This is a genomic window from Pseudomonas sp. Z1-29 (assembly GCF_051131995.1).
Lineage (GTDB): Bacteria > Pseudomonadota > Gammaproteobacteria > Pseudomonadales > Pseudomonadaceae > Aquipseudomonas.
Window position 1 is genome coordinate 3,308,576 of record NZ_CP071645.1, and the last position, 16,290, is coordinate 3,324,865.

The window sequence follows — 16,290 nt, forward strand, 5'->3', positions numbered from 1 at the left end:
TCGCGGCAGCGGGTGTCCCTGTGTTGCAGAAACTATAGGCAATCTCCCTTGAATCGGCACGGGTCGCGCTTTCTGGAGTGCGGTCGGGCCCGCGTTACGCAATTAACAACGTTTAACTCGCCCCTGCGCGCGACCTCACCAAGAATGGCGCTCTGTCCAGGCCTTGGTTCACACGGAAAAGACGCATGTCGCCCGCATCCACAAACATGATTGTCCCCGGGCCAGCACCGGTCGCCCTGAAGCCGATCTGGCTGCTGGCTTTGCTGGCGGGAAGCGCACCCGCACTGGCAGGACAAACCGCCGAGGGTTTCCTGCAAGGGGCGACATTTGAGGTGCTGAGCCGCAACTTCTACCTCAACAATGACTACCGGTCCCCGACCCCGGCGGGCAAGAGCTACAAGGCGGAATGGGCCCAGGGCTTCATCGCCACGTTCGAGTCCGGCTTCACGCCCGGCATCGTCGGTGCAGGCATCGACGCCCATGGGTTCGTCGGTTTGAAACTGGACGGCGGCAAGGGCCACTCGGGGACGGGACTGCTGCCGCTGGACGAAGACGGGCGCAGTGAGGACGAATACTCCAGCGCCGGCGCTGCGCTGAAATTCAACACCTCGCGAACCACCTTGGCGCTGGGCGAAATGACCGTCGCGACACCGGTATTCGATACGGCTGACAAGCGCCTGCAACCGGAATACGCCAGCGGCGTGTTGTTGTCGAGCCAGGAAATCGATGAGGTCGATTTGCAGGCGGGTCATTTCAACGCCTTCAAGAATCAGGATGCCTCCACCGCCAAAGGCGATTTCTCCGGTTATGGGGCAAGTACCCGCCACGGCAGTATCGACTTCATCGGTGCCGACCTGTTCAGCGGCCGCACGGTGGGCGGCGCGCTCTATGCTTCCGAGCTGAGCGACACCTGGCGCCAGTACTACGGCAATCTGCATTCGACGCTGGGCCAGCTGTTCCTCGACGGTAACGTCTACTACACCCGCGACCATGGCCAGGCCAGCGCAGGCGCCATCGACAACACGGCCTTCAGCCTGTCCGGCAAATATCGACATGAAGCCCAGGCATTCACCTTGGCGTACCAGAAAATCAACGGCGACACGCCTTTCGATTTCGTTGGTGGTGACTCCATCTACCTGGCCAACTCGATCAAATACGCTGATTTTAATGGCCCGGGCGAGCGCTCCTGGCAGGCTCGTTATGACCTCGACCTGGGCATCTTGGGCATCCCCGGCTTGAGTTTCATGGCCCGCTATGTAACCGGCAACGGGATAGATGGCAGCCATGCGCCAAGGGGCGGCGCCTACAACCCGTTCGACAGCGACACCGGAACCTACAGCCCGCAGCAGGGGGACGGCGGCCGTCATTGGGAGCGCGACCTGGACCTGCATTACGTCGTGCAATCAGGGCCGGCCAAGGACCTGTCGCTGCAACTGTCCCACGTCACCCACCGCGCCAACAGCGCCCAGGCCGGCGATGACATCGACAGGCTGTACGTCGTCATCCAGTACCCGCTGAAGCTCGGGCCGTTCTGAAAAGACGCATCATCAAACCTTCACGCTGCTGACGGCATGATAGTTGGCATCGAGCCCAGCGAGGAAGCGCCATGCCGTCATCAGGACTAGCGACGAACGTCTCTCACCGACCAAGGCTTGCGGATCTCAAACCGCTTGTCCAATCCTTGCGGGCAGCTCCCGCTGCCCTGCGCAGACAGGCGGAACCCAGGATCACTCCGGCAACACAGCTGGAAAATCGAGAGGGTTATCGCAGCGACTTCCTTGGCGATTTCATCGTGCCCTGGCCGTCCCTGGATCCAGCCCAGGCAGAGGACGTCCACCCGACGGGCGCAGCCATGAACCGTCTGGATTACACCCATTTCTCCATCACCCTGTCTCGAAGTCGACGATTGGCGCTCGTGGCGGGTGTCAATATCGATGGCGCCAGCAGTGTCGAAGTCGATCGCGGGCGCGATGCCTGGGCCTATGACGGGCGACTGCCCAGCGATGCGCAGCTCGGCGAAGAGCTCTATGCCGACAACCTGCTGGATCGCGGCCATCTGGTGAGGCGCCAGGACCCCAACTGGGGCCAGGAGGCGCACACGGCCAACACCGACACCTTCCACTTCACCAACTGCTCGCCACAGATGGCCGCGTTCAACCAGAAAACCTGGCTGGAGCTCGAGGACTATATCCTCGACAACACTCGCCGCTGGAAAGCCCGGGCGACGGTATTCACCGGGCCGTTGCTGCGCGAAGATGATCCGACCTATCGGGGCGTGCAGATCCCCACCGCGTTCTGGAAAGTCGTGGCATTCCTCGGTGACGACGGCAAGCCCTCGGCCAGCGCCTACATGATTGACCAACGCCGGGAACTGGGGAAACTGGAACTCCTGTTCGGAGCGCTCAAGACCTACCGACACAGCGTTGATCAGATCGAAACGCTGACGGGTGTTCGTTTTGGTGATCTGGCCGACTACGACGGTTTCTCGAACGAGGAACGCTTGACCGGAACACGGATTGAAGCGGCCATCCGCGGGCCCGAAGATATCCTTCTGTAAAACGGACCGGCCGGCGCCCGGTACAACGGACGCCGGTCGGGCTATCAATGCTCCAGACCAGGAAAATCAGCTCCACGCGCCGTGGCCTCCCACGCGCGAAACTCTTCCTGCATGGCGGACAGCTTGGCCATCGCCACTTCGAACGCGCGATTGCCCAACAGCAACCGCTGAGGCGGCTGCTCGGCATTGACCGCGGTATAGATCGCCGCGGCCGCACGCGCCGGGTCGCCTTCCTGCCTGCCGACCGAGACGTGATAAGCGCGGCGTGCGGCGCCTGCGGTGGCGTCGTAGTCGTCGATCGACTCGCTTACCTCGGCTGCCGAGCCGGCCCACTCGGTGCGAAACGCGCTGGGTTGCACGGTCATGACCCGGATGCCGAGCGGTTCGACTTCGGCCCGCAAGGCATCGCTGAGCCCTTCCACAGCAAACTTGCTCGCGCAGTAATAACCCACCGCAGGAAAGCCGGCGAGCCCGCCGATGGACGTCAGGTTGACGATCATCCCCTGCCGCCGCCGGCGCATGCCAGGCAGCACCGCGTGGATCATGTTCGCGGTACCGACCAGGTTGACCTCCAGAAGCCGACGCGCTGCCTGCGGATCGGTCTCCTCGACGGCGGCGAAGTAACCGATACCGGCGTTGTTGATCAATACGTCGACCTTACCAAAGACTCGCTCGGTGGCGGCCACTGCGTCGCGGGCCTGCTGTGGGTCAGTGACATCGAGCGGCAGCACCAGAGCTTCGCCGAGGCGGCCCAGGTCCTGCACTTGCTCGACTTTGCGGGCGGTGACGACCACGCGCTCACCCTGCTTGAGCAGATGCTCGGCAATGTATCGACCAAAACCAGTGGAACAGCCGGTGACCAGCCAGGTTTTACGATTGCTCATGACGGTTCTCCTCTGTTGGCTCAGCCGGCGGTGACTGTCATGCCGCCATCAGCCATGACCACCGAGCCGACCATGAAGCTGGCACGGTCCGAGGCCAGGAAGGCGACCACCTCGGCGATTTCTTCAGGTTGCGCGGCCCGGCCGATGGGGGCGGCTTCGCCGTGCTGGGCGAGAAACTGCGGGCCGTCCTCGACCACGTCATTGAGGATATTGGTGACCACATCGCCAACGCCGACCGCATTGACTCGGATGCCATGCTCGATGGCTTCCAGCGCCAGCGTGCGGGTCAACTGCGCCAGGGCGCCCTTGGACGCGGTGTAGGCGGCGATGGTCGGGAAAGCGAAATAGGATGCATAGGAGGCGATGTTGACGATGGCCCCGGACTTGTTGGGCATCATTGCCTTGACCGCTTCGCGTGAGTGCAGGAACGCCGCGGTGGCGTTGACGGCCTGGATGCGTTCCCAATCCTGGCGCGTCATGTCGACCACAAGTTTGTTGATGATGATGCCGGCGTTATTGACCAGGATATCCAACCGGCCGAACTGCTCGACCGCCAGGCCCACCGCGCGCTCGGCGGCGCCGTCCTCGGTAATGTCAGCCACCAGCGGCACCAGTCCCGGGCGGGCCAGCTCGTTGACGGCGGGGTTGATGTCCTCGGCGATCACCTTGGCGCCACGGGCGTGTAGCAACAGGGAAATGGCCTTGCCGATACCGCTGGCGGCGCCAGTGACCAGGGCGACCTTGCCTTCGACTTCGTGGGGAACGTTGTGTTTGATATCGCTCATGGTAGCTCTCCTCGTTGACCGACCGACGAGACATTCGCCGGTGCGCTGTCGTGATTGACGGCTTCACTGTCGCGCAACGAGGGTTACCGGGCTTTGGTGATGTTGCGGGGACTGTCGGGGTTTTGCGCAAACCTGCAAAACCGGCGGGATTACCCGGGACGGCAGCGCGTCCCGGGCATCGGGTTCATGGCTTGCGAGTCACCCGCCACACGGTGTTCGCCAGGTCATCGGCGATGATCAACGCACCGCGCGGATCAACGGTCACACCCACGGGCCGCCCACGGGTCTTGCCATCGTCGCCGCGGAAACCCGTGGCGAAGTCCACCGGTTCACCAGCGGGACGACCATTGCGAAACGGCACGAAAATGACCTTGTAGCCCACCGGCTGGTCGCGATTCCAACTGCCGTGCTCACCCACGAAGGCGCCTTCGGCAAATTGCTCGCCCATGGCCGGGATGGAGAAATCGACACCGAGTGCCGCGACGTGGGACCCGAGGCTGTAGTCGGGTTTGACCGCAGCGGCGACTTTTTGCGGATCCTGCGGTTGTGCGCGCGGGTCGACGTTCTGCCCCCAATAGCTGTAGGGCCAGCCATAAAACGCGCCTTCACGCACCGATGTCAGGTAATCCGGCACCAGGTCGGGGCCCAACTCGTCACGCTCGTTGACCACCGCCCACAACTGTCCGGAGCCAGGCTCGACCTTCAACGCCGTCGGGTTGCGCAGACCTGTCGCATAGGGTTTGTGGGCGCCTGTCTCGGCGTCGATCTGCCAGACCATGGCCCGGTCGATTTCGACTTCCATGCCGCGCTCGGTGACGTTGCTGTTCGAACCGATGCCAACGTACAGCGAGCGTCCGTCGGGACTGATGGCCAGCGCCTTGGTCCAGTGGTGGTTGATCTCGGACGGCAGGTCGGTGACCTTGGTGGGCGCTCCACTGGCCTTGGTCTGGCCTTCCTGATAATCGAAGCGCACCAGTGCATCCTGGTTGGCGACGTACAGCTTGCCGTCGGCAAACGCCAGGCCATAGGGTGCGTTGAGGTTTTCGGCGAAGACCGTCTTGAGCTCGTAGGTGCCGTCACCGTCAGCGTCGCGCAACAGCGTCAGGCGATTGCCGCCCTTGACCTGGGTGTTGCCCTTGGCCTTGATGACACTGGCAATCACATCCTTGGGCTTGAGCTTCGCAGCGTTTCCGCCACGGCCTTCGGCCACCAGGATATCGCCGTTGGGCAGTACCAGGGTCTGGCGCGGAATCTTCAGGTCGGTGGCGATAGCGGTGATGTCGTAGCCTTGCGGTACCGTCGGTTTCTGCTCGCCCCAGGGCACCGGCTCGGCGATTTTCATGCTGGGCAACAACCCGCGCTGGGGCTCCGGCAATTTGGGGTCCGGACCGCGTGCCTGAGTGGCGTCCCCTTCTCCTCCACAGGCGCTCAACAACAACGCCATGCTCAGGGCTGTCAATGCGATGCGCGGTTTCATTGCTCACCTCCGGAACGCAGATTGGTCAGCCCGACCCACGCCGCAGCGCAGGCCAACAGGGTCACGACGACCGACAGAACCAGGCCCTGGGGCATGATGGCCCAGGCGTCCTTGGCATGTTCGAAGGCATTGATCAGCCCGAGTACCCAGGTCACCAGCAATAGTAGGAAATACACCACCGGACGCCCGCCCTTGCGCTCCGCACGGATCAGATTGACCAGCGCAAACAGCAATGCCAACCCACAGAACAGCAGTCCGCCGGCAATCAGCCAGGAGGCGAAATTGCTCCATTGGATCTGGTAGGTCTTGTAGTACGCGATGTCATTGAGCAGCGCCCCGAGAAACAACGGAACGCTACCGGCGAGCAGGACCGCGTGAAGCGGACCTGGCGTGCTTCGGTAGAGGGGATGGGTGGTAACGGTCATGACAGCTCCTTATCGTTCAGCGTCCCGTGGCGGTTTCCGTGAGATCCGGGCCGGCGGGGTCGCGTTGATTAACGCCTAGGGAAATGATCGTGCCGCCAAAGCGATAGTTCCGATTTTTCGCTTGGGATAAGGCGGCAGCTCCCAGCGTTTTTAATGACAAGGAGTACGGGGCATGCCGATACAAACCGTGGCGAGGGAGCTTGCTCCCGCTGGGCTGCATAGCGGCCCCAAGCCCTATCACCAAGGTGTGTCAGGCTGATCCCGACCAGCCTTTTTGGGATTGCTGCGCAATCCAGCGGGAGCAAGCTCCCTCGCCACGAAGGGCAGTGCTGGGTGTCAGCTTCAAAGGCTTGAGGTCATGGTTTTCTGTGGCGAGGGGATTTATCCCCGCTGGGCTGCGTAGCGGCCCCAAGCCTAATCACCAAGGTGTGCCAGGCTGATCCCGAACAGCCTTTTTGGGATTGCTGCGCAATCCAGCGGGAGCAAGCTCCCTCGCCACGGGGGAATGGGGTTTCGGGGTGGTTCGTGTTAAACCCGCACCATCAGGGCCTCGTCCGCATCCGCCGCGCCATGCAGCAACTCGATCAGCCAATCGATGAACACCCTCACCCTCGGCGACAGCTGTCGATGAGGCGGGTAGACCACTGAAATCGGCCATGACGGCACCGGATGATCGCTCAGTACCTCGACCAACCGCCCCTCGGCGAGTTGCCGTTGCACGTGGTAACGCGGCGCCTGGATCAGGCCGAATCCTGCCTCACAAGCCGTTACGTAGCCGTCGGCGTTGTTGACGGTCAGCTCGGATGACATTTGCAACTCTCGTACCTGCCCTGCCACTTCGAATTCGAACGGGAAATAACGACCGTTACCGGACGCGAAACCGATGGCCCGGTGCTCTGCCAGGTCCTCCAGCGCCACAGGCGTACCTGAACGAGCCAGGTAGCCAGGGCTGGCGCAAGTCACCTGGCACAACCGCACGATCGGTCGCGCCACCAGTGCCAGGTCGCTGATGGCGCCGGCCCGGATGGCGCAATCCACGCCTTCACGCTGCAGATGAACCAACCGGTCATGAAAACCCAGGTCCAGTTTCAATTGCGGATAGCGCCGATAGAAGTCCGCCAGGTTCGGCACGATCCATGTGCAGCCGAAGGCGATGGGCATGTCCACGCGCAGGGTGCCGCGAGGTTGGCTGCGTTGCGCGGACAGCGAGGTTTCCAAGTCGTCCAGTTCATCGAGCAACTGGCCGCAGCGCTGGTAATAGGCTTCGCCATCCAGGGTTGCGCGCACCTGCCGCGTGGTGCGCTGTAGCAGTTGCACCCCCAGATGCCCCTCCAGTTGCTGGATCAACAGGCTGACGGTAGCCCGGGGCAAACCCAGATCGTCGGCGGCCTTGCCGAAACCGCCCAGTTCGACGATGCGCCGGAACACCTGCATAGCCTGTAATCGATCCATGGTTCTACTCACTATTCAGAAATCACGAATAGTTAAACCAAAAACAGCGGCTTTATCCAGAAAACCGTTTTACGGAGACTGATCGCGTCACTTCAACCCAAAGGAACAACCTCATGATCACTCGTCAACTTGGCCACCAGGGTCCACACGTCAGCGCCATCGGCCTGGGCTGCATGGGCATGTCGGATTTCTACACCACGGGCACCGACGAGCGCGAATCCATCGCCACGCTCCACCGCGCCGTCGAGCTGGGCGTGACCCTGTTCGACACGGCCGACATGTACGGCCCGCACACCAACGAAGAACTGCTCGGGCGTGCCTTGCGCGGCAAGCGTGAAGGTATCTACCTGGCGAGCAAGTTCGGCCTGGTGCGCAGCGATGATCCGCATGCCCGGGGCGTCAATGGTCACCCCGAATACGTCCGGCAGTCGATCGATGGCAGCCTCAAGCGCCTGGGTACCGATTACCTCGACCTCTACTATCAGCATCGCATCGACCCACAGGTACCCGTCGAAGAAACCATCGGCGCCATGGCCGAGCTGGTCAAGGCCGGCAAGGTCCGCCACATCGGGATTTCGGAGGCCAGCGCCGAGACCATCCAGCGGGCCCATGCCGTGCATCCGTTGGCAGCGGTGCAAAGCGAATACTCGCTGTGGTCCAGGGAGCCGGAACACAACGGCGTGCTCGACACCTGCCGACGCCTGGGGATCGCTTTTGTCGCTTACAGCCCCCTGGGCCGCGGCTTTCTGACGGGCGAGCTGAAGACCCCTGATGACTTTGCCGCAGACGACTACCGCCGCTTCAACCCGCGTTTCCTCGCCGACAATTTCCAGCGCAACCTGGCCTTGGTCGAACGGGTCAAGGCGTTGGCTGAGCAGAAGCAGATCAGCGCCTCGCAACTGGCCTTGGGCTGGGTCCTGGCCCAGGGCAGCAATGTGATTCCGATCCCGGGCACCAAGCAGCGCAAGTACCTGGAAAGCAACGTCGCCGCCGCCAGCGTCTTCCTGAGCGCCGAGGAGCTGGCTCACCTGGATGCGATTTTCGGCGCCCAAGGCGCGGTGGCCGGCGAACGCTACAGCGCCGAGGTGATGACCTTGCTCGACGGCTGATCAGGCAGGGCTTTTTACCTGCAACGGCACCGGGGATATTCGTCCCCCGTGCCACCCCGGCACGTTTTCGATCCGATTCTTGACCTGCGGCGCCAAATCCCGCTGCGATATTCTGGCTTACTGCAAATCCTCTGCTATAGCTTAAGCCCTTCACTTCATGCATGTGAGGCAAGGGAATGTCAGTCGCCAAGAAGATGAGTGTGAGCCAGCTGACCATGCTGACCGCCGTCAACATGCTAGGGTCCGGCATCATATTGTTGCCGACCAAACTCGCCGAAGTCGGCGGCATCTCCATCCTGTCCTGGCTGATCACCGCCACGGGCTCGCTGGCACTGGCCTACGCGTTCGCCCGCTGCGGCATGCTCAGCCGCAAGACCGGCGGCATGGGCGGTTACGCCGAATATACCTTCGGCAAATCCGGCAACTACATCACCAACTACACCTACGGCCTTTCGCTGTTGATTGCCAACGTGGCGATCAGCATTACCGCAGTCGGCTATATCCAGACGTTGTTCAATATCAAGCTGGATTCGCTGCAAGTCGGCCTGGCGACCATCGCTTTGTTGTGGCTGACCACCTTCGCCAATTTCGGCGGCGCAGGCATCACCGGCAAGATCGGCGCCGTGACGGTGTGGGGAGTCATTGCCCCGGTGGTGCTGGTTTCCACCGTCGGTTGGTTCTGGTTCGACAGCAGCGTTTATGCCGCCGGCTGGAACCCTCACGACAAGACCTGGTACGAAGCGGCAGGCGCTTCGGTTGCGATCACGCTCTGGGCATTTCTCGGGCTCGAATCGGCCTGCGCCAACGGTGACGCGGTGGAGAATCCCGAGAAGAACGTGCCGATTGCGGTCCTCGGCGGGACCCTTGGTGCCGCGGTGATTTACATTGTTTCCACCAACGTCATCGCCGGCATCGTCGACAACGCCGAGCTGGTCTCCTCCACCGCGCCGTTCGGCCTGGTGTTCGCCAAGATGTTCACGCCGCTGGTGGGTGACATCGTCATGGGCCTGATGGTGCTAGCCTGCATCGGCTCGTTGCTTGGCTGGCAATTCACCGTGGCACAGGTCTTCAAGAGTTCGGCGGATACCGGCTATTTCCTGCCGATCTTCGCCAAGGCCAACAAGCATGGCGTGCCGATCATCAGCATGCTGATCCTGTTGGCGATGCAGACAACCATGGCGCTGCTGACCATCAGCCCGGACCTGGCCAAGCAGTTCGATACGCTGGTGAATCTCGCCGTGGTGACCAACCTGGTGCCCTACATTCTCTCCATGGCGACGCTGGTGACCCTGCAAAAGGTTTCGAATGTCCCGGCGAACAAAGCCCTGGTCACCAATATCGTCGCAGGCGTCGCGGCGGCCTACAGCTACCTCGCGCTCTACAGCTCAGGCGAACAGGCGCTGATGCTCGGCGGCGTGGCGGTCATCGTCGGCTACACGCTGTTCGGTTACGTCAACACCCGCCTGATCCGCCTGGAGGCGTTGAACAACAGCGTACCGACCCAGACCGTCGCGGCGCAGCACATCGTTGGCGAGCCCGTTCCCGTCAACCACCTGAAGGCAGCTAACCTGGAGCCCTTGCCATGACGGAACATCGAAATCTGTTGGGGATGCTGGCCTTGCTGGTCTCCAATGCGCCCGACAAACGCAGCGTATTCGGCCGCGCGCTGATCCAACTGATCAGCGACGTGGAGGACCGCGCCGTCAGCGTGCTGACCTCCGAAACCCTGAGTGATGCCAAGTCGATCCTGAGTTCCGACCCGGCCATCCAATGCGTGTTGCTCAGCTGGGAAATCGACACCAGCGACGACCACCGCGAATGCATCGACCTGCTCACCGCGCTACGCGAGCGCAACACCCGCGTACCGGTGTTCCTGATCAGCGATCGCAGCACGGCGTCCAACGTGCCGTTGATCGTCATGCAACATGCCGATGACTTCATCTGGTTGCCTGAAGACACCAGCCGTTTCCTCAGCGGGCGGATACTGGCGGCTATCGAGCGCTATCGCCAGGCGGTGCTGCCGCCGATGTTCGGCGCGCTGCTGAAGTTTGCCCGCAGCTACGAATATTCCTGGCACACACCGGGTCATGCGGGCGGCACGGCGTTCTTGAAAAGCACCGCAGGCCGGGCATTTTATGAATTTTTCGGGGAGAACCTGCTGCGTTCGGACCTGTCGATTTCCGTCGGCGAGCTGGGTTCCCTGCTCGACCACAGCGGCCCCATCGGACAGGGCGAGCGTTATGCCGCCAAAGTGTTCGGCGCGCACCGCACCTATTACGTCACCAACGGCTCATCGATGTCCAACCGCGTCATCCTGATGGCCAGTGTGACCCGTGACCAGATCGCATTGTGCGACCGAAACTGCCACAAATCCGCCGAGCATGCGATGACCCTCTCCGGGGCCATTCCGACCTACCTGGTGCCGACCCGCAACCGCTTCGGCATCATCGGCCCGATCCTGCCGCGGACCCTCAGCGCCGAGGGGGTGAAGGCCGCCATCGCGAGCAACCCGCTGGTCAAGAGTCACATCGACCCGACGCCGGTGCATGCGATCATCACCAACTCCACCTATGACGGCCTGACCTACAACGTCACTCGCGTCGAAGAGTTGTTGGGGCAAAGCGTCGACCGCCTGCATTTCGACGAAGCCTGGTATGGCTACGCGCGTTTTAATCCGCTGTACAAGGATCGCTTTGCAATGCATGGCAGCCCGGACGATCACGACCCGTCGAAACCGACCGTGTTCGCCACCCAGTCCACGCATAAGCTGTTGGCGGCGCTGTCCCAGGCCTCGATGATCCATGTGCGCAATGGCCGCAATCCGATCCCCCATGGGCGCTTCAACGAGTCGTACATGATGCACGCCTCGACTTCGCCGAATTACGCAATCATGGCCTCCTGCGACGTCAGCTCGGCGATGATGGAGGCGCCCAGCGGGCAGATCCTCACCAGCGAGGCGATCGAGGAAGCCATCGCTTTCCGTCAGGTCATCTCGCATATGCAGAACGAGATGCGCAGCCATGACGACTGGTTCTTTTCCTGCTGGCAGCCGCCGTCAGTGCAGGTCGACGGGTTGTCGATTGTGTTCCACGAAGTCGACCCGGCCAGGCTCAAGGTCGACCCAGGCTGCTGGGTCCTGCACCCCAATGAGGTCTGGCACGGCTTCGGTGACATTGAAGACGGCTACTGCATGCTCGACCCGATCAAGGTCTCGATCCTAAGCCCCGGGATGGGCGACGACGGCAACCTGCTGGACTTCGGTATTCCGGCCTGTGTGCTCAGTGCCTACCTGGGCACGCAAGGCATCGTGGTGGAAAAAACCACTGATTTCACCATCCTGTTCCTGTTTTCCATCGGCATCACCAAGGGCAAGTGGGGCACGCTGGTCAACGCGTTGCTCGATTTCAAGCGCGACTACGACGCCAACCTGGAGCTGGAACTCTGCCTTCCCGACCTGTTGAGCGCCAACCAGCAACGTTATTCCGGCATGGGGCTCAAGGACCTCGCCGAGGAAATTTTCGCCGCCATGAAACAAACCAGGACCACTGCCGCCATGGCCCAGGCGTTCGGCACACTGCCTGAGGCGCACTTCAGCCCGGTGGAGACGTACGAGAAACTGGTCAAGAACGAGATCGAGCAAGTCACCCTCGAAGAAGCGGCCGGACGCATCGCCGCGACGGGTATCGTGCCGTATCCACCAGGAATTCCCTTGCTGATGCCGGGAGAGAATGCAGGGCCGTCGGAGGGACCGGTGCTGACCTACCTCAAGGCGCTGGAAAGCTTTGACCGATCGTTCCCCGGGTTCACCCATGACACCCATGGAATTGAAAGCGAAGCGGGCACTTATCGATTGCTGGTGCTGAAACAGTAGCTCAAGCCGGGATGAGTCCGGCTTCCTGGTAGCTGAGGATCAGTTCGTCGAACAGGTTGATGTCGAGCCGCGTCCGGGCGATCAACTGGGCACCGGCGACAGCGGTGTAAATGGCCAGGGCGCGGCGTTCACACTTTTCCACGCTGCCCGTGCCGGCGGCTGCCAGCACCTCGGCCAGCCACGCCACGTTGGCGTCGGCGAAGGCCTTGACCTCGCGCTTCACCGGCTCAGGCAAGTCTTCGTGTTCGGCCGCCATGAAGCTGGACAGGCAGAGTCTGTTGCCGTCTTCCAGTGACTTGCGAAAGATCAAGGGGTACAGCCGCAAGCAACCATGGGGATCGGGGTTCTCCTCACGAATCGTCTTCAGAACGGCGGCCGCGTCCTGCCAGTAGCGTTCAGCTACCGCCGCGCCCAGGTCGGCCTTGCTGGGGAAGTGGTAGTAGATACTCGCGTTCTTGATCCCCACCGCTTCGGCAATGCTTCGAAAGTTGATTCCGCTGTAGCCATGGGTCTGCGCAGCGCTTTTAGCGGCTGCCAGGATGGCTTCCCGAGCGTTTTCGCTCACGTCCCGTTCCTCATTCTGAATGGCTGAAACCGGGCTGATTGTACCCGCAGCCAGTTTACCTGCCAAGTGACAGGTAGGGGTTGACAGTCCGAGAATTGTCGCCCAATCTTTTACCTACCAATTGACAGGCAGGTAACTTGATCATGACTCTTCCCCACTCCCACCACGACGCTTCCGAACTCCCAATGATGAAAATCCATGACTGGTTTGACGGCCCGTACCCGGCGCGAGTACGCATCGCCCTGGCAGAGAAAGGTCTACTCTCGAAAACCGAATTCGTCTCGGTCAATCTATGGACGGGCGAACACAAGAAGCCGGCGTTCCTCGCGATCAATTATTCGGGAACGCTGCCGGTATTGGAGCTGGAAGACGGCACGCTCATCGCCGAATGCACGGCGATCACGCAGTACCTGGACGCCCTGGTTGGCCCCCCTGCCCTGACCGGTGAAACGCCTTTGGAGAAAGGCCTGATCCAGATGATGACCAAGCGCGCCGAAATAGAATTCCTCGATGCGGTCAGCGTGTACTTCCACCATGCGACGCCGGGGCTAGGGCCGGAAGTCGAGTTGTACCAGAACGCTGAGTGGGGCATGCGCATGCGCGACAAGGCGGTCAGGGGCATGCGTTATTTCAACGACCTGCTGAGCCAACGCCCTTTTATTGCAGGCGAGCGTTTTTCGATGGCAGACATCGCGGTATTGGGCGGCATGATCTTCGCCTCGCTGGTCAAGTTGCCAGTGCCCGAGGAATGCCAGGCGTTGCTGGCATGGCATTCGAAGATGCAGGCAAGACCCAGCGTCCAGCAGTGGCGAGCGATGGTCGAGCGCGGTGCAGCGCAACGTTGAAGTAAAAGCGCATCCGCCATTCGACGTAACGGCGGCGGATGCGCCTTGTCAGCCAGTCGCGGAACAGCTCGAGCGGCTCACGCCAACAATTCGCTGATCCAGCGAATCTGCCGCGCGATCTCCTGCACCTTTTCCTGCGCCACGCCCTGCTGCGCCCGGGTGAGGTTAGCCAGGTTTTTTTGTTTGAAGCGCAGCATGCGCTGCCACTTGTCCAGGAATACCGGGCTGCGAGCCTGCATCTGCAGCGGGCCGAAGTACAGTTCCTCGGCGCTGTACGTCACCGGCCCATCGCGCTCGGCGACGATGATTTCGTAGTAGAAGCGGTTCTCCCGCAGCATTTCCTCATGAAGGATGCGGTAGTCGTGGGCCATCAACCATTGGCGCAATGGCTGCTCGCCGCCGTTGGGCTGCAGGATCAGCCGTTCCCGACCGCTCAGGCGGGACTTGCCGGCCTCGAGAATGTCGCGAATCGTCTCGCCCCCCATGCCGCACAGGCTGATCGCCGTTATACCGTCGCCGGGTTCGATCGCCCCCAGGCCGCTGGCCAGGCGCACGGCAATCGTTTGTTCAAGACCGCTTTCGCGCACCGTGCGTTCGGCCGAGCGGAACGGCGTCAACGCCACCTCCCCGGCCACCGCTGCGCTGATCACACCACGACGTAGCAATGCCACCGGCAGGTAGCCGTGATCGGAGCCGATATCGGCAAGCCGGGCACCCGCCGGCACATGCGCTGCCACGCGCTCCAGGCGCATGGATAATGTCTGTTCGTTCAAACTTCCAATCCTATTCTCGCCAGGCAGGCCCGGCGTCTGTAGCCACGGTCAGGCGCGACACTGTACCAGCGACGGAGGCAGCCAGGCTTGTGAACCCTCGCGCAGCCGGCCCGGCACGGCACGCAACTGAGGGATCGTTCTCATAACGGAGCCGCAGCCGTCGTCAGGCACGTGTTTGGGTCTATGCTTGTCTTGGGTTCGCTCAGGAACGGCGAACCGCCTATCAGGAGAACATGTGAAGCATTCGATGCCTGCCGCAGCGCTGCTCTGTCTATTGCTCGGTTCAGGGGCCGCGGCCGAGCCATATCAGGTCGTGACCGAGGAATGGGCACCCTACAACTACGTCGAAAACAGTCAGCTCACCGGTATGACCACGGAAATCGTCCGAGCCATCATGGCCCAGACCGGGGACGACTTCGAAGTAGTGCTGCAGCCCAGCATGCGGGCCACGCAAATATTGCGGACCCGGCCCAAGACCATCATGTACTCGCTGTTCCGCACGCCGGAGCGCGAGCCGTTGTACAAGTGGGTCGGGCCGATCGTCGAAGAATCCATCCACGCCTATCAATTGGCTGACGCGCCGCCGATCACTTCGCTGGAACAACTGCTGCGCGCCCCGCAAATCACCACCCGCCATGCCGGCCTGGTGCCCCAGATGCTGAAATCGCTGGGCTTCAACAACCTGGACAAGAGCGCCACCGAGAGCAAGCTGCTCTACCGCATGTTGCTGGCCGGGCGGACGAATATCATCGTCGGCGATACCGATGCGGGAGTGGCGTATTACAGCCGCCAGTTGAAAATACCCGCCGGAACATTGCGCAGGATTCCCATCGAACTCTACCGCTCCTCGCTGTACATCGCCTTCAGCGTCGACAGCGACGAGCAGGTGATTGCCAAGTGGGCCAGCGCGCTTGAGCAACTGCGCCGGTCCGGTGAACTGGCGCGCATCCAGCAACGCTACGAGCAACCCGCCGAACGCTGAAGCACAGCGGCTTCACGACTCGCCGGCAACCCGCCTGACCCGGTGACAATCCCACGGTTCGAGTTTCCGGCCGCTCGATGAACGAACCTCGATCGGCATCAGCGGCTGCCCTGACTCGTTGTCTACCAACAGCGACCTTGTCTCCTGCGGAGTGAACAGGAACCTTTCACCCCACTGCCTCAAGCTGACGACCAGCGCAAAAGTTGCCTGGCCTTTTTCCGTCAGGACGTACTCCTTGTAGGCGCTCCCATCCGAGGCGGGCCGCACCTCGAACACGCCGACCTCGACCAGGGCCTTGAGTCGCGACGCCAGGATGTTCTTGGCCACCCCCAGGTTCTTCTGAAACTCGCTGAAGCGGCGAAGCCCATCGAAGGCGTCGCGGATGATCATCAGCGACCAGCGATCACCGATGACTTCCAGCGTGCGTGCCACGGGGCATTCGCGGTTATGCGACACATCGTTCTCAACCATTTTGTTTACCTTCGGACGGGGCTGCGGTACGCCGTTTACTCGTCGGTCAGTCTCGCCCAAGTGGTTGCAATTTAAAACCCAATCCCGCATAAAT

Annotated in this window: 15 protein-coding genes; 7 read left to right on the forward strand and 8 right to left on the reverse strand. The window is 61.8% G+C overall.

From position 1 onward, the window contains the following. The first annotated feature begins 206 nt into the window (after nt 1–206). A complete protein-coding gene (locus J3P84_RS14980; protein WP_434631329.1) occupies nt 207–1,535 on the forward strand; it encodes an OprD family porin in 1,329 nt (442 codons plus the stop codon). A 71-nt stretch (nt 1,536–1,606) separates the two neighbouring features. Then, nucleotides 1,607–2,557 carry a DNA/RNA non-specific endonuclease gene (locus J3P84_RS14985; RefSeq protein ID WP_434623994.1) on the forward strand — a complete coding sequence of 317 codons (951 nt, stop codon included), beginning with the start codon at nt 1,607–1,609 and terminating at the stop codon, nt 2,555–2,557. 44 nt (nt 2,558–2,601) lie between these two features. Here the strand turns inward: J3P84_RS14985 and J3P84_RS14990 are convergent, their stop codons facing one another. From J3P84_RS14990 to J3P84_RS15010, 5 genes are all read right to left on the reverse strand, one after another. After that, nucleotides 2,602–3,441, reverse strand: coding sequence for an oxidoreductase (locus tag J3P84_RS14990; RefSeq protein WP_434623995.1), 840 nt, complete (start codon nt 3,439–3,441; stop codon nt 2,602–2,604). Nucleotides 3,442–3,461: 20 nt separating this feature from the next. Continuing rightward, complete coding sequence (locus tag J3P84_RS14995; RefSeq protein WP_434623997.1) at nt 3,462–4,226, reverse strand: SDR family NAD(P)-dependent oxidoreductase; 765 nt, start codon at nt 4,224–4,226, stop codon at nt 3,462–3,464. A 184-nt stretch (nt 4,227–4,410) separates the two neighbouring features. Beyond that, complete coding sequence (locus tag J3P84_RS15000; RefSeq protein WP_434623999.1) at nt 4,411–5,703, reverse strand: PQQ-dependent sugar dehydrogenase; 1,293 nt, start codon at nt 5,701–5,703, stop codon at nt 4,411–4,413. Next, nucleotides 5,700–6,128 (reverse strand): DUF2231 domain-containing protein, encoded by a 429-nt coding sequence (locus tag J3P84_RS15005; RefSeq protein ID WP_434624001.1) that lies wholly within the window; start codon nt 6,126–6,128, stop codon nt 5,700–5,702. Before J3P84_RS15005 ends, J3P84_RS15000 begins: the two co-directional genes overlap by 4 nt. Before the next feature lie 528 nt (nt 6,129–6,656). Further along, nucleotides 6,657–7,580: a LysR family transcriptional regulator gene (locus tag J3P84_RS15010; RefSeq protein ID WP_434624004.1), complete on the reverse strand. Its 924-nt coding sequence runs from the start codon at nt 7,578–7,580 to the stop codon at nt 6,657–6,659. A gap of 113 nt (nt 7,581–7,693) precedes the next feature. Between J3P84_RS15010 and J3P84_RS15015 the strand changes: the two genes are divergently transcribed. The 3 genes from J3P84_RS15015 to J3P84_RS15025 all read left to right on the forward strand — a co-directional run bounded on the left by J3P84_RS15015 (nt 7,694) and on the right by J3P84_RS15025 (nt 12,560). Then, nucleotides 7,694–8,689 (forward strand): aldo/keto reductase, encoded by a 996-nt coding sequence (locus J3P84_RS15015; protein WP_434624006.1) that lies wholly within the window; start codon nt 7,694–7,696, stop codon nt 8,687–8,689. Nucleotides 8,690–8,865: 176 nt separating this feature from the next. Further along, nucleotides 8,866–10,275, forward strand: coding sequence for a putrescine-ornithine antiporter (gene potE / locus J3P84_RS15020; RefSeq protein WP_434624008.1), 1,410 nt, complete (start codon nt 8,866–8,868; stop codon nt 10,273–10,275). Further along, nucleotides 10,272–12,560, forward strand: a complete 2,289-nt coding sequence (locus tag J3P84_RS15025; RefSeq protein ID WP_434624010.1) for an Orn/Lys/Arg decarboxylase N-terminal domain-containing protein — start codon at nt 10,272–10,274, stop codon at nt 12,558–12,560. The genes potE and J3P84_RS15025 overlap by 4 nt, the downstream gene beginning before the upstream one ends. 1 nt (nt 12,561) lies before the next feature. On the opposite strand, the gene J3P84_RS15030 is transcribed toward J3P84_RS15025, so the two are convergent. Further along, nucleotides 12,562–13,125 carry a TetR/AcrR family transcriptional regulator gene (locus tag J3P84_RS15030; protein WP_434624012.1) on the reverse strand — a complete coding sequence of 188 codons (564 nt, stop codon included), beginning with the start codon at nt 13,123–13,125 and terminating at the stop codon, nt 12,562–12,564. 188 nt (nt 13,126–13,313) lie between these two features. On the opposite strand from J3P84_RS15030, the gene J3P84_RS15035 reads away from it, so the two are divergent. Continuing rightward, complete coding sequence (locus tag J3P84_RS15035) at nt 13,314–13,970, forward strand: glutathione S-transferase (protein ID WP_434631332.1); 657 nt, start codon at nt 13,314–13,316, stop codon at nt 13,968–13,970. A gap of 77 nt (nt 13,971–14,047) precedes the next feature. Here the strand turns inward: J3P84_RS15035 and J3P84_RS15040 are convergent, their stop codons facing one another. Continuing rightward, complete coding sequence (locus tag J3P84_RS15040) at nt 14,048–14,743, reverse strand: tRNA (adenine(22)-N(1))-methyltransferase (RefSeq protein WP_434624014.1); 696 nt, start codon at nt 14,741–14,743, stop codon at nt 14,048–14,050. 247 nt (nt 14,744–14,990) lie between these two features. Here J3P84_RS15040 and J3P84_RS15045 point away from each other — a divergent pair, with 247 nt between their 5' ends. After that, entirely contained in the window at nt 14,991–15,725 is a 735-nt protein-coding gene (locus J3P84_RS15045; RefSeq protein WP_434631335.1) for a substrate-binding periplasmic protein, read from the forward strand. Nucleotides 15,726–15,737: 12 nt separating this feature from the next. On the opposite strand, the gene J3P84_RS15050 is transcribed toward J3P84_RS15045, so the two are convergent. Next, nucleotides 15,738–16,196: a winged helix-turn-helix transcriptional regulator gene (locus tag J3P84_RS15050; protein ID WP_434624016.1), complete on the reverse strand. Its 459-nt coding sequence runs from the start codon at nt 16,194–16,196 to the stop codon at nt 15,738–15,740. Nucleotides 16,197–16,290 lie beyond the last annotated feature (94 nt).

Coding starts and splice junctions, on each gene's coding strand:
- J3P84_RS14980 (WP_434631329.1), top strand. CDS start 207: ATGATTGTCCCCGGGCCAGCACCGGTCGCCCTGAAGCCGATCTGGCTG.
- J3P84_RS14985 (WP_434623994.1), top strand. CDS start 1,607: ATGCCGTCATCAGGACTAGCGACGAACGTCTCTCACCGACCAAGGCTT.
- J3P84_RS14990 (WP_434623995.1), bottom strand. CDS start 3,441: ATGAGCAATCGTAAAACCTGGCTGGTCACCGGCTGTTCCACTGGTTTT.
- J3P84_RS14995 (WP_434623997.1), bottom strand. CDS start 4,226: ATGAGCGATATCAAACACAACGTTCCCCACGAAGTCGAAGGCAAGGTC.
- J3P84_RS15000 (WP_434623999.1), bottom strand. CDS start 5,703: ATGAAACCGCGCATCGCATTGACAGCCCTGAGCATGGCGTTGTTGTTG.
- J3P84_RS15005 (WP_434624001.1), bottom strand. CDS start 6,128: ATGACCGTTACCACCCATCCCCTCTACCGAAGCACGCCAGGTCCGCTT.
- J3P84_RS15010 (WP_434624004.1), bottom strand. CDS start 7,580: ATGGATCGATTACAGGCTATGCAGGTGTTCCGGCGCATCGTCGAACTG.
- J3P84_RS15015 (WP_434624006.1), top strand. CDS start 7,694: ATGATCACTCGTCAACTTGGCCACCAGGGTCCACACGTCAGCGCCATC.
- potE (WP_434624008.1), top strand. CDS start 8,866: ATGTCAGTCGCCAAGAAGATGAGTGTGAGCCAGCTGACCATGCTGACC.
- J3P84_RS15025 (WP_434624010.1), top strand. CDS start 10,272: ATGACGGAACATCGAAATCTGTTGGGGATGCTGGCCTTGCTGGTCTCC.
- J3P84_RS15035 (WP_434631332.1), top strand. CDS start 13,314: ATGAAAATCCATGACTGGTTTGACGGCCCGTACCCGGCGCGAGTACGC.
- J3P84_RS15045 (WP_434631335.1), top strand. CDS start 14,991: ATGCCTGCCGCAGCGCTGCTCTGTCTATTGCTCGGTTCAGGGGCCGCG.
- J3P84_RS15050 (WP_434624016.1), bottom strand. CDS start 16,196: ATGGTTGAGAACGATGTGTCGCATAACCGCGAATGCCCCGTGGCACGC.